At 71.6% G+C, this 16,760-nt stretch carries 13 protein-coding genes; 6 read left to right on the forward strand and 7 right to left on the reverse strand.

Annotation, left to right across the window (positions count from 1 at the left end; translation table 11 throughout):
• Nucleotides 1-206: 206 nt before the first annotated feature.
• The 5 genes from ACFVT1_RS23515 to ACFVT1_RS23535 form a co-directional block, all read right to left on the reverse strand.
• Nucleotides 207-1,664 (reverse strand): MFS transporter, encoded by a 1,458-nt coding sequence (locus tag ACFVT1_RS23515; protein ID WP_389798613.1) that lies wholly within the window; start codon nt 1,662-1,664, stop codon nt 207-209.
• Nucleotides 1,661-2,533 (reverse strand): ABC transporter ATP-binding protein, encoded by an 873-nt coding sequence (locus tag ACFVT1_RS23520; RefSeq protein WP_389798616.1) that lies wholly within the window; start codon nt 2,531-2,533, stop codon nt 1,661-1,663. Before ACFVT1_RS23520 ends, ACFVT1_RS23515 begins: the two co-directional genes overlap by 4 nt.
• Complete coding sequence (locus tag ACFVT1_RS23525) at nt 2,523-3,605, reverse strand: FecCD family ABC transporter permease (protein WP_389798618.1); 1,083 nt, start codon at nt 3,603-3,605, stop codon at nt 2,523-2,525. Before ACFVT1_RS23525 ends, ACFVT1_RS23520 begins: the two co-directional genes overlap by 11 nt.
• 20 nt (nt 3,606-3,625) lie before the next feature.
• Nucleotides 3,626-4,627: an ABC transporter substrate-binding protein gene (locus ACFVT1_RS23530; protein WP_389798620.1), complete on the reverse strand. Its 1,002-nt coding sequence runs from the start codon at nt 4,625-4,627 to the stop codon at nt 3,626-3,628.
• 189 nt (nt 4,628-4,816) lie between these two features.
• Complete coding sequence (locus ACFVT1_RS23535) at nt 4,817-5,740, reverse strand: helix-turn-helix transcriptional regulator (protein ID WP_389798622.1); 924 nt, start codon at nt 5,738-5,740, stop codon at nt 4,817-4,819.
• A gap of 589 nt (nt 5,741-6,329) precedes the next feature.
• On the opposite strand from ACFVT1_RS23535, the gene tdh reads away from it, so the two are divergent.
• From tdh to ACFVT1_RS23550, 3 genes are all read left to right on the forward strand, one after another.
• On the forward strand, nt 6,330-7,358 hold the full coding sequence (tdh, locus tag ACFVT1_RS23540; protein ID WP_389798625.1) for an L-threonine 3-dehydrogenase: 1,029 nt from the start codon (nt 6,330-6,332) through the stop codon (nt 7,356-7,358).
• Nucleotides 7,359-7,438: 80 nt separating this feature from the next.
• A complete protein-coding gene (locus tag ACFVT1_RS23545; protein WP_389798627.1) occupies nt 7,439-8,632 on the forward strand; it encodes a glycine C-acetyltransferase in 1,194 nt (397 codons plus the stop codon).
• 55 nt (nt 8,633-8,687) lie between these two features.
• On the forward strand, nt 8,688-9,620 hold the full coding sequence (locus ACFVT1_RS23550) for a LysR family transcriptional regulator (protein ID WP_362197898.1): 933 nt from the start codon (nt 8,688-8,690) through the stop codon (nt 9,618-9,620).
• 266 nt (nt 9,621-9,886) lie between these two features.
• Here ACFVT1_RS23550 and ACFVT1_RS23555 read toward each other — a convergent pair whose 3' ends face one another.
• On the reverse strand, nt 9,887-12,550 hold the full coding sequence (locus ACFVT1_RS23555; protein ID WP_389798629.1) for an ABC transporter permease: 2,664 nt from the start codon (nt 12,548-12,550) through the stop codon (nt 9,887-9,889).
• A complete protein-coding gene (locus ACFVT1_RS23560; protein ID WP_389798630.1) occupies nt 12,547-13,284 on the reverse strand; it encodes an ABC transporter ATP-binding protein in 738 nt (245 codons plus the stop codon). Before ACFVT1_RS23560 ends, ACFVT1_RS23555 begins: the two co-directional genes overlap by 4 nt.
• Nucleotides 13,285-13,440: 156 nt before the next feature.
• Between ACFVT1_RS23560 and ACFVT1_RS23565 the strand changes: the two genes are divergently transcribed.
• The 3 genes from ACFVT1_RS23565 to ACFVT1_RS23575 all read left to right on the forward strand — a co-directional run bounded on the left by ACFVT1_RS23565 (nt 13,441) and on the right by ACFVT1_RS23575 (nt 16,754).
• Nucleotides 13,441-14,670 (forward strand): sensor domain-containing protein, encoded by a 1,230-nt coding sequence (locus ACFVT1_RS23565; RefSeq protein WP_389798632.1) that lies wholly within the window; start codon nt 13,441-13,443, stop codon nt 14,668-14,670.
• A complete protein-coding gene (locus ACFVT1_RS23570) occupies nt 14,658-15,317 on the forward strand; it encodes a response regulator transcription factor (RefSeq protein WP_362197889.1) in 660 nt (219 codons plus the stop codon). Before ACFVT1_RS23565 ends, ACFVT1_RS23570 begins: the two co-directional genes overlap by 13 nt.
• Nucleotides 15,318-15,626: 309 nt before the next feature.
• Complete coding sequence (locus ACFVT1_RS23575; protein ID WP_389798633.1) at nt 15,627-16,754, forward strand: M24 family metallopeptidase; 1,128 nt, start codon at nt 15,627-15,629, stop codon at nt 16,752-16,754.
• Nucleotides 16,755-16,760: the final 6 nt, after the last annotated feature.

Consider the following 16,760-nt stretch of genomic DNA (forward strand, 5'->3'; position numbering starts at 1 on the left):
GGTATAGACCATTCATCAAGGGAGTGTTAAATGAGACACCGGGCCGACACGTCCGCAACTGGTCCAGACCTATTCGATCGGTTGCTTCCATGTCGTACGGGAATCAGCAGGTCACGCGGGGGTTAACAGTGATCCAATTCCCGGACCGTGTCGATTTGTCAGGTCCAGGTCGACGCCCGCTCTCGGCAGCCGGTCCGGTCCCGGGACTACCGCCCGGCGTCGCGCCGGGAGGCCCCCGTATCGGCGGAACCCGTCCCCGGTGTCCCCGACTCCACCGCCGCCGGGCGGGAGCCGCGGGTCCACGTACGCCCCTCCGCGAGCCGCAGCAGAACGATCGCCGACACCGCCGCGGTGAGCGCGACCAGTGCTCCGACGGCACCGACTTCGCCGATCGCCGCCGTGTACTCCCGACGCGTGGGCGCGGAGAGGCTGATGAACAGTCCACCGCACACCGCCGTACCCAGCGCCAGACCCACCTGGCGGGCGGTGTTGGCCGCGGCCGCCGCCGCACCCGCCTGGGCCGGGTCGGCGTCCCGCATCGCCGCGGACGGAAGCACGGGCGACGCCATTCCCGCACCGATTCCGGTCAGTACCAGCGACGGTACGAGTGCCGACGGTTCGTAGACGGCGCCGAGCAGGGCGAGACCCGCACAACCCGCGGCGCAGAGCGCGGTGCCGACACCCAGCGGTACCCACAGCGGTACGCGCTGGAGCACGGCCCCGCACGCGGCGGAGACGACGAAGAAGACCGCGGGCTGGAGCGCCAGCAGCAGCGAGGTGTCGACCGCGTCGAGGCCCGCGCCGTCCTGGAACCACGACGAGATCACCGTGAGCGGCCCGAACGCGGCGAAGTAGTAGCCGAACGCCACCGCGACCACGGCCAGGAACCTGGGGTGCCGGAACAGTGCCGGGTCGATGACAGGGTCCGGGGTCCGGCGCTCACGTACGACGAAGGCGAGGATCCCTGCCACCGCGACGACCGCGGCGGCGGCCGGCCCGGCCCCCGCGCCGTGCTCACCGAAGAGGAGCGAGGCGACGACCAGGGCGGCGATGCCCACGCTCAACAGGAACGAGCCCGAGACGTCCATGCGGCGGACCCCGCGCTCCGGATCACGGGGCAGGAACACGACCGCGAGCACCAGGCCGGCCGCCCCCACCGGAACGGCGAGCAGAAAGATCCAGCGCCAGCCCAGTGCTTCGGCGAGCAGCCCGCCGCAGACATTGCCGACGGCCGCGGCCAGCCCGGCCACGGCGCCCCAGACGGCAAAGGCCCTGTGCTGTTCCCGGCCGCTGTAGGACGCCCTGATGAGCGGCAGTGTGGTCGCGAACATGGCCGCGCCGCCGATGCCCTGCGCACCCCGGAAGGCGATGAGTTCCCGCACCCCGGGCGCGAGTCCACAGGCCAGGGAGGAGAGCGTGAACAGGGTGAAGCCGGCCAGGAAGACCTTGCGCCGGCCGATGACGTCGCCCACGGCGCCGCAGGCGATGAGCAGCGCCGCGAGCGCGAGTGTGTAGAGGTCGACCACCCACTGCAGGGCTGCGAAATCGGTGTGCAGATCGGTGGCGATCGCGGGAATGGCGACGGTCACGACCGTGGCGTACGCGAGGAGGAGAAAGGTGGCGATGCAGGCGACGAGCAGAGGGGCGAAGTTGCGGAGTTTCACGGACCCATTCCTTCGGGCGGCCGGTCGTGTTCGCCGAGTCGCCGGTTGTATTCGTCGAGATAGGCGAGGGCGAGCCGGCCCGTCACCGGGTTCCGGTAGGTCTCGCACTCGACCTCGTACACCTCGCGGACGAGTTCGCGCGTGAGAACCTCGTGGGGCGGCCCATGGGCCACCACGGCGCCTTCCTTGAGCACGTACAACTCGTCGCAGTAGCCGGCCGCCATCGACAGGTCGTGCAGCGCGGCGAGCACACCGATGCCGAGTTCCTTGACGATCGAGAAGATCTGCAACTGGTATTTGATGTCGAGGTGGTTGGTGGGCTCGTCCAGGATGAGAAAGGAGGGTTCCTGGGCCAGCGCCCGCGCGAGCACCACGCGTTGCTTCTCACCGCCGGACAGGCTGCGGAAGCTCCGTTCCGCGTACTCGCCCATGTGCACCCGGTGCAGCGCGCGCCGGACGATCTGCCGGTCCCGGTCTCCCGTGGACTCCAGCAGCCGCTTGTGCGGGGCGCGTCCCATCGCGACCATCTCCGCCACGGTGAAGTCGAAGCTCAGCTCGTTGAACTGGGCGACCACCGCGAGCCGGGTGAAGACCGCGCCCGGACGGCTCGCGAGCAGGTCCAGTTCACCGAGCACCGCGGTTCCCGTATCGGGCGTGACGACCTTGTAGACGCTTTTGAGGAACGTTGATTTGCCGCATCCGTTGGGCCCGACCACACCGACGAATCGGCCGCCGGTCACCCGCATGCTCAGATCGCGTACGACCCGGGCTCCGCCGAGCGTGACCGAGATGCTCTCGGCGCTCAGCCCGACGGGTGTGCCGGGGCGCGCCTTGATGTCATGTGCCGTCGGACGGCCGTTACTTGTCACCGAACCCGTATTCCTTCCGGATCAGCATGTGCAGGAAGAGAGGAGCGCCGAGGACGGACGTCACCATGCCGATGGGCAGCTCGGCATGGGGGACCGCGACGCGCGCGACCACGTCCGCCCAGATCAGAAAGAGCGCACCGGACAGCACCGTGACGGGAAGGAGCCGACGGTGGTCGGGCCCGACGACGCTGCGGGCCACATGCGGGACGATCAGGCCGACGAATCCGATGATTCCGCAGGTGGCGACCAGCATTCCGGTGACCACGGCGGCCAGTACCAGATAGATCCGCCGGTACAGCACGGGATCGGCACCGAGCGTGACCGCGGCCTCGTCGCCCATGAGCAAGGAGTTCATGACCCGGCTCTGAAAGAGGAAGAAGGCCATGACGACCAGCACCACGGTGCTCACGGGCGGCAGCGTGGCCCAGTCGGCGGAGGCGAGGCTGCCCATGGTCCAGAAGGTGACCGAGCGGACCCCCTCGGCGCTGTTGGCGAAATAGACGAGCGCGCTGGAGGCCGCGGCGCACAGGGAGTTGACCGCGGTACCGGCGAGGATCAGCTTGACCGGTGACGTACGCGACCCCGCGCTGCCCACGCCCAGCACCAGAGCGGCCGCGGCCAACGCCCCGATGAACGCCCAGACCGGTACGCCGAGTCCGGCGGCCCCGGCCGCCCCGAACCCGACCAGGATCGCGAAGGCGGCGCCGAGGGAGGCCCCGGAGGAGATACCGAGTACGAAGGGGTCGGCGAGCGGATTCTGGAGGGTCGCCTGCATCACCGTGCCGCACAACGCGAGACCGGCTCCGACAACGGCGGCCAGCAGCACCCGGGGGAAGCGGATGCTCCAGATCACGTCCACGAACACGGGGTCGGCGGGACCGCCGATTCCCGTCAGCTCGCTGAACAGAATCCGCCAGGACTCCCGCAGCGGGACGTCGACCTGACCGATCGAGACCGATACGACCACCGAGCCGGCGAGCAGCGCCACGAGGGCGGCCACCAGGGCGAGATGGACCGTGTGCCGCTTCGCCCCGCCGCCGCGGCCTGCCGCCGTCCTCCGTTCCTCGCTCACCGTCGCGAACACGCCCCTGCTCACGGGGCCGGGAAGAGGTCGGGACGGACGAACGCGGCGATGTCCTCGCTGAGGTCCGCGAGCGCGAGCGAGCCACGGATCGCGGTCGTGTAGTCGGCGGTCATCACATCGCCGTTCTTGACCGCCGTGACGTTCTTCAGACGCGGGTCGCGCAGCAGACGGTCGCGGGACTCGGCGCCGTCCGACTTCTGGAACTCGGTCACGATGATCTTGTCCGGGTCGGCCGCGACGATCGATTCGAGCGAGAGCTGGGCGTAGGTGTCCTCGGCGAGCTCCAGGTACGTACCGCCCGCGCCGTCGACCATCTCGTCCACCAGCCCCAGAGAGGGCGCGTAGTAGTCGTACGTGTCGCGCCCCCCGCCGGCGACCAGGAGAACCTCCGGAGAATCCGTGGCCTTCTCCGCCCGGTGCTCGATGGCGGCGATCCGGCTCTTCTGCTCCCGTATGTGGGCCTCGGTCCGCTCCGTCCTGCCGAAGACCTCTCCCAGGTGCCGGACATCCTCGTAGTAGCTGTCCAAGTCACGGCCCGCGGTGTAGTTGACGGCGGGCAGCACGTTCACACCCCGCTCGTTCCAGAAGGGGACTTCGCCGATCTGGTCCGGCTTCAGTGCGAACGACATGGTGAGGACGAGGTCGGGCCGCCGGGCGAGGACCGCCTCCTTGGAGGGGAGCTGATCGGAGATCTTCGGCAGCTTCGCGATCCGGTCCGCGTACTTCGAGTACGAGTTGTCGAGGTAGCCGACGCCCACGATCCGGTCTTCGAGCCCGAACTCGATCAGCAGCTCGGCCAGGGCCTGTCCGATCACGACGACCCGCTCCGGCTCGGCCCCGACGGTCTGTGTCAGCTTCTTGCCGGCGTCGTCCATGACGTCGACGGTGACCGGGTAGTAGGCCCTCGCCGCCGGGTCGGCGCTGCCGTGCGCGGCAGCGGGGCGCGCGACGTGCGTACAGCCGGCGAGCAGGAGCACCGCGCCGGTGGCGAGGGCCGCGCGGGTGCGCATCGGATTCCGGGGTATCCGGGATGTTCGGGATGTCCGGGGCGTCGGGTGGGCCGGGGGCGGGGAGACGTTCACGATGTCCTCTCGGGGAAGGCGTGGCGTTCGGGCCACCCGGCCATCCTCGGAAGGAACGTCGCGGAACATGTACGGAGAGCGCTGCCGGGAAATGTGGAGCGAACGCTCTCCCGGGGATCAGGAATGCGCCGCCTGGACTCCGGCCGGAGTCCGTGCGGCCCGGTACTGCCGGGGCGTCTGCCCGTAGCGCTTCTTGAACGCGTAGCAGAAGTTGCTCGGACTGGAGTAGCCGCTGCGGAGCGCGACGGCGGCGACGCTGAGAGCGGACTCCACCAGCAGCATCGAGGCGCGGCGCAGACATTCGTTGCGGTGGTGGCTGAAGACGGTGTCGCCGTAGAGCTGCTTGAATCCGTGGTTGAGCCGCTTGGGGGACATGCCGAGGGCGCGCGCGAGCGATTCCCCCGTGTGCTGCTCGTGGAGGTTCTCCATCAGCATCTGCGGAACCCGTCGGATCCGCTCGATCTCGTACTCCGCCATGGGCGGTTGAGCCGGGCCGTGCGGGGAATCCGCGCCCGCGACGATCCGGGCGAGGATCTCCATGACCTTCGATTCGAGATACAGCACCCGGAACCGGGCCGGCAGCGCACAGGTGAACAAGTCGGCGAACGCGGCGGCGAGTTCGGGCGGTGCCTGCCTCCCGAGATAGTGCGCGTCGCGCAGTTCGGCCGGCATCTCCTCGACGCTCTCCTCCCATGCCGCCGCCCCCAGGCTCCCGAAGAACACGGCGGTGGCCTCCCGCCGGGCCGCGATCGACACCCCCCGGTAGCGCTGGCCCGCCGGACGGACGAGCCGCCCCGCCGAAGCCCGCGAATGCGAGATCGACAGTTCGTTGGCCCCGAAGACCGTCGCCCCGGTCGTCCGCTCCTCCAGACGCATAAGGCCGTCGAGGCAGTACTCCAACTCGAAGTAGTCGCTGGTGAGATCGAAGTCGAGGACCAGCTCGTCGTGGAACGTCAGGTCGTACAGCGTCAGGGTGACGCCGTGGAGCAGCTCATGAACGGTGATGCTCCCGGACCCGGTCCCCGCATGCAGGTCATACACCCGGGTACCCTCCGCGCCGCCTGCGCGGCGGCTCCCGATCGCCGCGTAGAAATCCCGGTACTGCCGTCCGAGATCCGTGTACCCACGCGCGGACGTGAGCGAGAAGCGCCTGGCCACACCGCCTCCAGAGACGAAGAATCAACCACCGTGACACAACTTAGGGTAACCTAAGTTGCTTTGTGGGGCGCGGTGCGTGTCCACCGGATGGACCAAGCCGTACCCCCGTGACGGACGCGTCCTGGCACCCCGTGAGGCACCGGGCCGCGACGACCTGCCGCAGGAGCCCGGCGACTGACCACGGGCGCGTTCGCGGCGGCCGGCCGCCTGTCCGGCCTGCTCAGGGGGCGCCCGGCCCGCGGGCGGGCGGTGCGGGGCATGAAGCGGAGCTGCGGGCGCGCTTAAGAAAACCTCGATGGACCTGTGGCGCGGGGTGCGGCAGATTTCTCCGTGACGGCAGAGGATGGTGCGCGGCGGCCGATCGACGCGCGCTGCCATGCCGTCCCTCTCATTCTTCCCCGGGCCGCAGGCTTCCCCAAGGCTGCCCCCGGCCCGGGGTACTCAACGCCGTACAGCGCAGGGAGCCACAGCCGTGAAGGCACTCGTGAAGCAGAAGGCCGAGCCGGGACTCTGGCTGATGGACGTGCCCGAGCCGCAGATCGGCCCCTCGGACGTACTGATCAAGGTGCTCCGCACCGGCATCTGCGGCACCGATCTGCACATCCGGAACTACGACGGCTGGGCCCAGCAGGCCGTACGCACCCCGCTCGTCCTCGGACACGAGTTCGTCGGCGAGGTGGCGGAGACCGGTGCCGACGTCGTCGACATCAACATCGGCGACCTGGTCAGCGGTGAGGGCCACCTGGTCTGCGGGAAGTGCCGCAACTGCCTGGCCGGACGCCGCCACCTGTGCCGCTCCACGCTCGGGCTCGGCGTCGGCCGGGACGGGGCGTTCGCCGAGTACGTCGCCCTGCCCGCGTCCAACGTCTGGGTGCACCGGGTCCCCGTCGACCTCGACATCGCCGCGATCTTCGACCCGTTCGGCAACGCCGTGCACACCGCGCTGTCGTTCCCGCTGGTCGGCGAGGACGTACTGATCACCGGCGCCGGACCGATCGGCATCATGGCCGCCGCCGTCGCCCGGCACGCCGGCGCCCGTCACGTCGTCATCACCGACGTCAGCGAGGCCCGGCTGGAACTGGCCAGGAAGGTCGGCGTCAGCCTCGCCCTGAACGTCGGCGAGGAGACCATCGCCGGGGGCCAGAAGCGCCTCGGACTCCGTGAGGGCTTCGACATCGGTCTGGAGATGTCCGGCCGGCCCGAGGCGATGCGCGACATGATCGCGAACATGACCCACGGCGGCCGGATCGCCATGCTCGGACTCCCGTCCGAGGAGTTCCCCGTCGACTGGTCCCGCGTCGTCACCTCGATGATCACCATCAAGGGCATCTACGGCCGTGAGATGTACGAGACCTGGTACGCCATGTCCGTACTGCTGGAGGGCGGCCTCGACCTCGCCCCCGTGATCACCGGCCGGTACGGCTACCGCGACTTCGAAGCGGCCTTCGACGACGCGGCGAGCGGCCGTGGCGGCAAGGTCATCCTCGACTGGACCTCCTGACCCGACGCCCTTGTGGACAGCGCCGACCCGATGTCCTCTTAGACAGCGACGCCTCCGTAGACAGCTGGGAGACACCCCTCATGTTCGACTCCGTACGCGACGACATGCGCACCACCCTCGACGAGATCCGGGCCGCCGGACTGCACAAGCCCGAGCGGGTGATCGGCACCCCGCAGTCCGCGACCGTCGCCGTCACCGCCGGCGGCCGCCCCGGTGAGGTGCTCAACTTCTGCGCCAACAACTACCTGGGCCTCGCCGACCACCCCGAGGTGATCGCCGCCGCCCACGAGGCCCTCGACCGCTGGGGCTACGGCATGGCCTCGGTCCGCTTCATCTGCGGCACCCAGGAGGTCCACAAGGAACTGGAGCAGCGGCTCTCCTCGTTCCTCGGCCAGGAGGACACGATCCTCTACTCCTCCTGCTTCGACGCCAACGGCGGGGTCTTCGAGACCGTCCTCGGCCCGGAGGACGCGGTCATCTCCGACGCCCTCAACCACGCCTCCATCATCGACGGCATCCGCCTCTCCAAGGCCAAGCGCTTCCGCTACGCCAACCGCGACATGGCCGACCTGGAGACGCAGCTCAAGGAGGCGTCCGGGGCCCGGCGCCGCCTCGTCGTCACCGACGGCGTCTTCTCCATGGACGGATACGTCGCCCCGCTGCGCGAGATCTGCGACCTGGCCGAGCGCTACGACGCCATGGTCATGGTCGACGACTCGCACGCCGTCGGCTTCGTCGGCCCCGGCGGCCGGGGCACGCCCGAACTGCACGACGTGATGGACCGCGTCGACATCATCACCGGCACCCTCGGCAAGGCGCTCGGCGGTGCGTCCGGCGGCTACGTCGCGGCCCGCGCCGAGATCGTCGCACTGCTGCGCCAGCGCTCCCGCCCGTACCTCTTCTCCAACACCCTCGCCCCGGTCATCGCGGCGGCCTCGCTCAAGGTCCTGGACCTGCTGGAGGCGGCGGGTGACCTGCGCGAGCGGCTCGACGACAACACCGAGCTCTTCCGTACCCGGATGACCGAGGAAGGCTTCGACATCCTGCCCGGCGACCACGCCATCGCCCCCGTGATGATCGGGGACGCGGCGAAGGCAGGCCGGATGGCGGAGCTGCTCCTGGAGCGCGGTGTGTACGTGATCGGGTTCTCGTACCCGGTCGTCCCGCAGGGCGCGGCCCGTATCCGCGTCCAGCTGTCCGCCGCGCACTCCACGGCGGACGTGAACCGGGCCGTGGACGCGTTCATCGACGCGCGGGCCGCGCTGGGGGAGTAGCACCTGCCCCACCCGGGCGCCGGGGTTCCGGCTGTGACCTGGGACAATGGGTCACATGATCGATGCACGGCGGCTGCGCATTCTCCGTGCGGTGGCGGACCACCGCACGGTGACCGCTGCGGCCGCCGCGCTGTATCTCACGCCCTCCGCGGTCTCCCAGCAGCTCGCCGCACTGGAGCAGGAGACCGGGCACCGGCTCGTCGAACGGGGCGCGCGCGGCGCCCGGCTCACCCCCGCCGGGGACATCCTGCTGACCCACACCAACGCGGTGCTGGCCCAGCTGGAACGGGCCGAGGCAGAGCTCGCCGCGTACAGCGCGGGGGATGCCGGTACGGTCACGGTCGCCGCGTTCGCCACCGGCATCGGCCTGGTTCTCGCCCCCGCGATCGCCGAACTGACGCGCACCGCGCCGGGCATCCGGGTGCGGGTCCAGGACGCCGAGGGCGATGCGAGTGTGCCGATGGTGCTGGACCGGCAGGTCGATGTCGCGGTCGCCGTGGAGTACCGGGGCGCGCCGGACGAGGACGACCGGCGGCTGACCCGGGTGCCGCTGTACTCGGAACCGTTCGACGCGGTGCTGCCGGTCGGCCATCGGCTGGCCGACCGGGAGCAGGTGGCGATCGCCGACCTGGAGAAGGACCCGTGGATCGGCCCCTATCCCGGCAACCCGTGCCACGACGTGGTGGTCCTGTCCTGCGAGTTCGCCGGGTTCCAGCCGAGGCTGGAGCATTCCTCGGACGACTTCCGCGCGGTGGTCGCGCTGGCCGGGGCGGACGCCGGGGTGGCGCTGGTGCCGCGGTCGGCGCTGCGGGGCATGGACCTCACGGGGGTGGTGGTCCGGCCGGTGGAAGGCAGCGCACCGACCCGCCGGGTCTTCGCCGCGGTGCGGCACGGCGCGGAGGGCCATCCGCTGATCGCACCGGTCCTTGACGCGCTGGCCGGGGCCGCGGCACGCGAAGGGGCACTGCCACTGCCGGCGTCGCCGTGACGTGGGACCGGGTCGGGGGTGTGGGGGTGTCCGGTTCCCGTGAGGTGGGCCCGGGGCGGGGGTGTGGGGGTGTCCGGCTCCCGTGACGTGGGCCCGGCGGCGGGAAGGCGCTTCCGCCGATTCGACTGGCTGCCGGGAGTCGGCATCCATCGGACCGTTCTCGGCCGACGGATGCCCGCCACTGGGCCCTGTCGCCACGGGGCCGCATGTACCGTCAGCAGCCGTTGCCGCGCAGCAACGGGTACGGGCCGCGGTGCCTCACGGGCTCACCGCCGACGCCCGAAGGCGAAGCGGCCGCCGGACCAGCCCGGCCACAGCGTCCCCGCGCCCGCCGCCACGGTCACGGCCAGCGCCAGCACCCCGTACCGCACCGGCGGCAGATACGGCACCGAGCCGGTCACCGATGCCGCGAACGCCACCAGGGGGACCGCCGCGACCAGCGTGCCGATGGCCAGGCCCGCCACCACCACCAGGCCCGTCTCCAGGACCAGCATCCGCCTCACCTGGTGACGGTCCGCGCCGACCATCCGCAGCAGTCGGAACTCGGGGCGGCGCCCCACCGTGATCAGGGACAGGGTGCTGACCACCGCGAGCAGCGCGAAGCCGCCGATCACCCCGACACCGATGACGGCCATCGCGTTGTCCTGGTCCGACACTGCCGGGGCGATCCGCACGTCGTCCGCCGTAGCGGTGCGGACCCGCGCACCCGTGTACGGGGCGAGGGCGTGCCGTACCGCCTCGGCCGACGCCGCCCCGCCGTCCGCCGAGCGGATCAGGATCAGCTGATCGCGCGGCGCCGAGACATGCCCGGCCAGGGCTTCGCGCGGCAGCATGAACTCGCCCAGGCCCAGGGCCCGTTCGTAGACCGCCACCACTCGGAGCCGTACCTCCGTACCGTCACCGAGGCGGAGCTCCACCGTGTCCCCGGTGCCGAGGCCGAGGTCGGCGGCCCGGTCCTTGCCGACCGCGACCGTGCCCCTGCCGGTGAGGTCCGCCAGGTCACCGGCCGTGACCTGCGGGTCCAGCGTGCCGGACAACTGGTCCGCCGTCACACCCAGCACGGGGAACCGGTCCAGTGCCGGGTCTCCCATGTCGTGGTGGGCGAGGACGACGCCGGAGCGCAGCACACCCGTCGCCGCCGTCACCCCCGGGGCCGCGCGCACCGCCCGCGCCGCATCGGCCGGCAGTCCGGCGGCCGGACCCGTCGCCACCAGGTCCGCCCGGAGCGCGGCCGCGGCCTGCCGGTCGGCGGCCCGCTCCATCGTCGAACCGGCCGTCAGCTGTACGCAGACGAACGCGACGACCAGCACGATCGGGGTGATCGCCGCACCGAGCCGCCGATTGTGCGCGGCGGCGGACCTGGCGGCCAGGAACCCGGAGACCCCGCCCGCACGCCGTACCGGGGTCCCCAGCACCCGCATCGCCACCCGGGCGATCCACGGACCGAGCAGCGCCACCGCGATGATCAGTGAGGTCGCCGCCCCCGAGGCGGCCACCGCGGCGGCCTGCCCGCCCTGCGCCGTCGCCGCACCGGCCGAACCGACGCCCGCGACCGCCAGCACCACTCCGGCGACGGTACGCAGCCGACCGGGCTCGTTCGGCTCGGGCGCACGGGCCGCGCCCAGCGCCGCGGCGGGGCTCAGCCGGGTGATGGACCTGGCGGCGAGCATCGACACCGGACGCGCCGCGAGCGTGACGAGCAGCGCGGCCGCGGCACCCGCGGCGAACGGCAGCCACACCGGCACGGGCAGGGGCAACGGGTCCGTGGTCAGCAACGACCGCATCAGCAGCCCCAGCGGTACGGCACCGATTCCGCCCAGCACCGCCGCGGCGGCGGTCACCCGGCCCGCCTCGCGTCCGACGGCCGACCTGAGCTGACGGGGAGTCGCCCCGACCGCGCGCAGCAGCGCCAGCTCGCCGGAGCGCTGGTGCACCGCCTGGGAGAGGGTGGTCGCGATCACCAGGAGCGCCACCATGAGGACGGTTGCGGCGATGGAGGCGAGCAGCGGGAGGAGATCACCGCGGGCGCCGAGCGCCTCGACGTACTCGGCCTGACCGCGCTCCGGGCCGGTGAGGACCCGGACATCGCGGTCGCCGTGTGCGCGGTCGGGCAGTGCGGAGTCCAGCGATGCCCGCAGCGCGTCGGCCGAGACGCCCTTCTCGGCGACGATGCCGATGGCGTCGACCGTGCCGGGGTGCCCGGTCAGGGCGGTCAGCCGCCGCTCGGTGAAGAAGACGGCGGGTGCGGCCCCCCGGTGCGCGGTGTCGGCGACGCCGCTGATGGTGAAGGGGCGGGGCGGGCCGTCGATCTGCAAGGCCACCCGGTCGCCGGTTCTGCTTCCGGTGGCGGCCGCCAGCGCGCTGTCGACGACCACCTCGGTGGACGACCTCGGCGCCCGCCCGTCCGTCAGCCGGTACGGAGTGAGCACGGCGGACTCCCAGGACCGGCCGACAGCCGAAGCCGCACCTGCCCCGGTACCGGCGCTCCCACCGCCCACGGCCACCGGGACCGAGTCGTCCGCGACCGCCTTCGCGACCCCGTCGGCGGCGGCAGCCTTCTTCACCACCGAGCGGTCGAGGCGGACCCGTTCCGGCAGATACGCCGTGACGGTCCGCGGTTTGCTGCCCCACGGCTTCGCCGTGTACGTCACCTGCTGGTCGGCCACCACCACCGCGTCGGCCCCGGCCTGACGTTCCACCGGCGGCTGGGCCAGCAGCAGCGAACCCAGGACGAAGGCGAACGCGCCGACCAGCGCGGCCGCGGCCGTCGTCGCCGCGAACACCGCGGCCCACGCCCGGCGATGGGTCCTCAGCGAACGCCGGGCGAGGAACGCCGACGCCCGCCGCATCCCGTGCCGCACGTCGGCGTGCGGCCTTTGCGCGTCCGCATCCGGGCCCGTGCGGGTGTCCGTGTGCGTCTTCGTGCTCATCGCAGCCGACCGCCGTCCATCGTCAGCACGGTGTCCGCCCAGCCCGCCGCGACCGGATCATGGGTGACCATGACGACCGTCCGGCCGTCGATCCGTACCGCGTCCCGCAGCAGACCGAGAACCAGCGTCGCCGACTCCGGGTCCAGCGACGCCGTCGGTTCGTCCGCGAAGATCACATCGGGCTCGGTCACCAGCGCCCGCGCCACCGCGACCCGTTGCTGCTGGCCACCCGAGAGCGTCGCGGGGCCCTGCGCCCCGCGACCCGCCAGGCCGACCCGGGCCAGCAGATCCCGGCCGCGGGTCAGCACCCGCTCGTCCGCCGGATCGGCGCCCGCCAGCACCAGCGGCAGCACGACGTTCTCCTCGATGTTCAGCGAAGGCACCAGATTCAGGGCGTGCGACTGGAAGACGAAACCGATCCGGTCCCGGCGCAGCCGGGTCAGCGCGGCCTCGGACAGCGCACCGAGATCGGTGCCCGCGATCCGTACCGTCCCCGACGTCGGGCGGTCCAGGCCCGCCGCACACTGCAGGAACGTGCTCTTCCCCGATCCCGAAGGACCCACCACCGCGGTGAAGCTCCCGGCCGGGACCGCACAGCTCACCGCGTCGAGTGCGACCGCCCCACGATCGCCGCGGCCCCCGTAACGTCGGCTCACCGACTCCAGACTCAGCGCGGCCGCCCGCACCGCCGTGATCGTGTCCACCGTCGACTTCACCGTTCCCTCTCGCTTCATGCTCGACTTCGCCCCCTCTGACCTGGGTAAACGCTATGAGGGAGGGAGCGGTCGGGCGAGAGTGCGCGCTCCCCGACCGGGGTGTAGCCGGCTCCACCAGGGCTGGGGAGAGGCCCCCACTCCTGCGGCGGACGAACCCCCGTAACGTGAGGCGTCATGAGCACCACTCCCGCCCCGCTGACGGCCGCCATCCGGCGTTCCTGGGATGCCTCGCGCTATCTGTTCATCGGTATCGCGATCGCGCTGACCTCGTATGTGGGCACGTTCCTGGTGGTGGCGGCCCTGATCTTCGCCGCCGTGCTCGTAGGGCTGCCCGCGCTGCCCGAGGCCGCCAAAGTGCTGCGCCGGTTCGCGGAGTTCGAGCGACGCAGGGCGGCCGCGAGGCTCGGTGTTCCCTTCACGCCGACGCCGTATCCGCCGCTGGACAGCGGTGAACTCTCCGAGCGGGTGCGGCGGGTCCTCACCGACCCGACGGTCTGGCGCGACGCGCTCTGGCTGCCCGTCCAGGCGCTCATGGGCAATGCCCTCGGCTACCTGACGATGGTGCTGTGGCCGGTCGGGCTCCTCGTCGACGGGGTGTTCCTGTCCGTCGTGCACCTGCTGGACCGGCGTGCCACCGACGAGTACGGGACGCCGCCGTCCATGCGGCAGGGACTGGTGCTGCGCTGGCATCCCGTACTCGCCGATCTGTCGGCGAGCTGGACCCGTTCCCTGCTCACCTCCTCGCGGTCCACCGCACTCGACGAGCGGATCGCCCAGCTGACCGAGAGCCGGGCCGGGGCGGTCGAGGCACACGGTGCCGAACTGCGGCGGATCGAACGGGATCTGCACGACGGTGCCCAGGCCAGGATCGTCGCGCTGTCGATGCGCATCGGCCTCGCCAAGCAGATCCTCGACCGCGACCCGGCCGCCGCGCGCATCCGCCTCGACGAGGCGCAGGACGGCGCGGAGGCGGCCCTCGCGGAGCTGCGGCACGTGGTGCGCGGCATTCATCCGCCCGTCCTGACGGACCGCGGACTGGCGGGAGCGGTACGGGCGTTGGCCGCCGATGTCAGTGTGCCCGTCACCGCCGGACTCGACGGGGTGGAGGACGGGCGGCGGCTGCCGGCCGCGATCGAGGCCGCCGCCTATTTCGTGATCGCCGAGGCCCTCACCAACATCAGCAAACACAGCGGCGCGACAGCCGCGACGGTACGGATCGAGCGGCCCCCCGGCACCTTGCGGGTGACCATCGGCGACGATGGTCACGGCGGTGCGGACGAACGCGCCGGCAGCGGGCTGGTCGGAATCAGGCGACGGATCGCCGCCCTCGACGGCACCACCCGCATCAACAGCCCCATCGGGGGGCCGACGGAAATCGAAGTGGAGCTGCCGTGCGGATCGTGATCGCCGAGGACAACGCGCTTTTGCGGGAGGGACTGATCCTGCTGCTCACCAGCTCGGGTCACGAGGTGGTGGCCGACGCGGCGACCGGCCCCGAGGTGCTGCCCGCCCTGCTGGAGCACCGCCCGGACGCCGCCGTGCTCGACGTACGGCTGCCGCCCACCTTCCGCGACGAGGGGCTGCGCGCTGCCCTCGCCGCCCGCGCGGAGATGCCCGATCTGCCGATCCTGGTCCTCTCGCAGTACGTCGAGGAGACGTACGCCGCCGAGCTGCTCGCCCAGGGTGCCCAGGGCATCGGCTACCTGCTGAAGGACCGGGTGGGCCGGGTCGACCAGTTCCTCCAGGCGCTCGACCGGGTGGCGGGCGGCGGCACGGCACTCGACCCCGAGGTCGTGACCCAGCTGCTGACCCGCAGGTCGTCGGCGGAACCCCTGCAGAGCCTCACTCCGCGTGAGCGCGAAGTCCTGGAGCTGATGGCACAGGGCAAGGCCAACGGCACCATCGCCGCCGAACTGGTGGTGACGGAACGGGCCGTGAGCAAGCACATCGGTTCTATCTTCGCCAAGCTCGGCCTCGAACCGGACGACGGCGCCGTGCACCGGCGGGTGCTCGCGGTGCTGGCGTATCTGGAGGGCAAGGGCACACGCTGACGCCTGCCGGCCCCGCTGTACGCACGGGCGCGGACCGCCTGGCACAGGTCTGCCGGGACTGCCTGAGCTCCAACCGCTGTACGCACGGACGCGGACCGCCGGGGCTGCCCCGACCCCTCGCCCTTGGTGTTTCCCGGCACGGAGACCGGAGCGGGGCCCAGGCAGGGCGGCCAGGCCTCCGACGCGTACGCCGACCTTGTCGTGCAGCCGCACCGGGAGGCCTGATTCCCGCTGGCGATTCCCGCTCGCGCGGACCGGATCGCGCGGGCAGGATGCTGTATGCCGTGTCGCGTAGCCAGGAGGTCCCGCATGTCCAGCCCGAACCAGCCCGTACCGTTCACCGCCGAGGACTACCGGGCCCGGATGGCGCGCGCCGCCGAGACCGCGGCCGAGGCCGGGCTCGCGGGAGTGCTGGTCGCCCCCGGTCCCGATCTGGTGTACCTCACCGGCTACCGGCCCGTGAACACCGAACGCCTCACCGTCCTCGTCCTCACCGCCGGCCAGGACCCGGTACTTGTCGTCCCGACCCTGGAGGCCCCGGACGCCGAGAAGGCCGTCGGCGCCCCGGCCCTCACCCTGCGGGACTGGACCGACGGCAAGGACCCGTACGCCGTCACCGCCCCGCTGCTCGACGGCGGGGGCCGGTTCGGGATCAGCGACAACGCCTGGGCGATGCATCTGCTCGGGCTGCAGCGGACGCTCCCGGGCACCTCGTACGTCTCCCTCACCGAGGCGCTGCCGATGCTGCGCGCGGTGAAGGACGCCCATGAGCTGGAGCGGATCGCGGCAGCCGGGGCCGCCGCGGACGCCACGTACGGTGAGATCCTCAAGGTCCGTTTCGCCGGGCGCAAGGAGACCGACATCGCCGCCGATCTGGCCGGCCTGCTGAAGCAGTTCGGGCACTCCCAGGTCGACTTCACTGTCGTCGGCTCCGGACCGAACGGTGCCAATCCGCACCATGAGGCGGGCGACCGCACCATCGAGCGGGGCGACATGGTCGTCCTCGACTTCGGCGGCCTCAAGCACGGTTACGGCTCCGACACCTCCCGCACGGTCCATGTCGGCGAGCCCACCGCCGAGGAGCAGCGGGTCCACGACATCGTGCGTGAGGCACAGGAGGCGGGCTGCAACGCGGTGCGGCCCGGCGTCGCCTGCCAGGAGATCGACCGGGCGGCCCGCGCCGTCATCACCGAGTTCGGCTACGGCGAGCGCTTCATCCACCGCACGGGCCATGGCATCGGCGTCACCACTCACGAACCGCCCTACATGATCGAGGGCGAGGAGCAGCCGCTGATGCCCGGAATGTGCTTCTCCGTGGAGCCGGGCATCTACCTGCCGGGCCGGTTCGGGGTCCGGATCGAGGACATCGTGACCGTGACCGAGGACGGCGGCCGGCGCCTGAACAGCACTGCGCGCGAACTGGTGATCGTCGAGTAGCCGGAC

Source organism: Streptomyces sp. NPDC057963, assembly GCF_042887155.1.
Taxonomy (GTDB): Bacteria; Actinomycetota; Actinomycetes; order Streptomycetales; family Streptomycetaceae; genus Streptomyces.

Bases quoted from the DNA above. Each gene is read 5' to 3' on its own strand.
- ACFVT1_RS23545 (WP_389798627.1), top strand. From the start codon at position 7,439: ATGTTCGACTCCGTACGCGACGACATGCGCACCACCCTCGACGAGATC.
- ACFVT1_RS23555 (WP_389798629.1), bottom strand. From the start codon at position 12,550: ATGAGCACGAAGACGCACACGGACACCCGCACGGGCCCGGATGCGGAC.
- ACFVT1_RS23575 (WP_389798633.1), top strand. From the start codon at position 15,627: ATGTCCAGCCCGAACCAGCCCGTACCGTTCACCGCCGAGGACTACCGG.
- ACFVT1_RS23530 (WP_389798620.1), bottom strand. From the start codon at position 4,627: ATGCGCACCCGCGCGGCCCTCGCCACCGGCGCGGTGCTCCTGCTCGCC.
- ACFVT1_RS23565 (WP_389798632.1), top strand. From the start codon at position 13,441: ATGAGCACCACTCCCGCCCCGCTGACGGCCGCCATCCGGCGTTCCTGG.
- ACFVT1_RS23560 (WP_389798630.1), bottom strand. From the start codon at position 13,284: ATGAAGCGAGAGGGAACGGTGAAGTCGACGGTGGACACGATCACGGCG.
- ACFVT1_RS23550 (WP_362197898.1), top strand. From the start codon at position 8,688: ATGATCGATGCACGGCGGCTGCGCATTCTCCGTGCGGTGGCGGACCAC.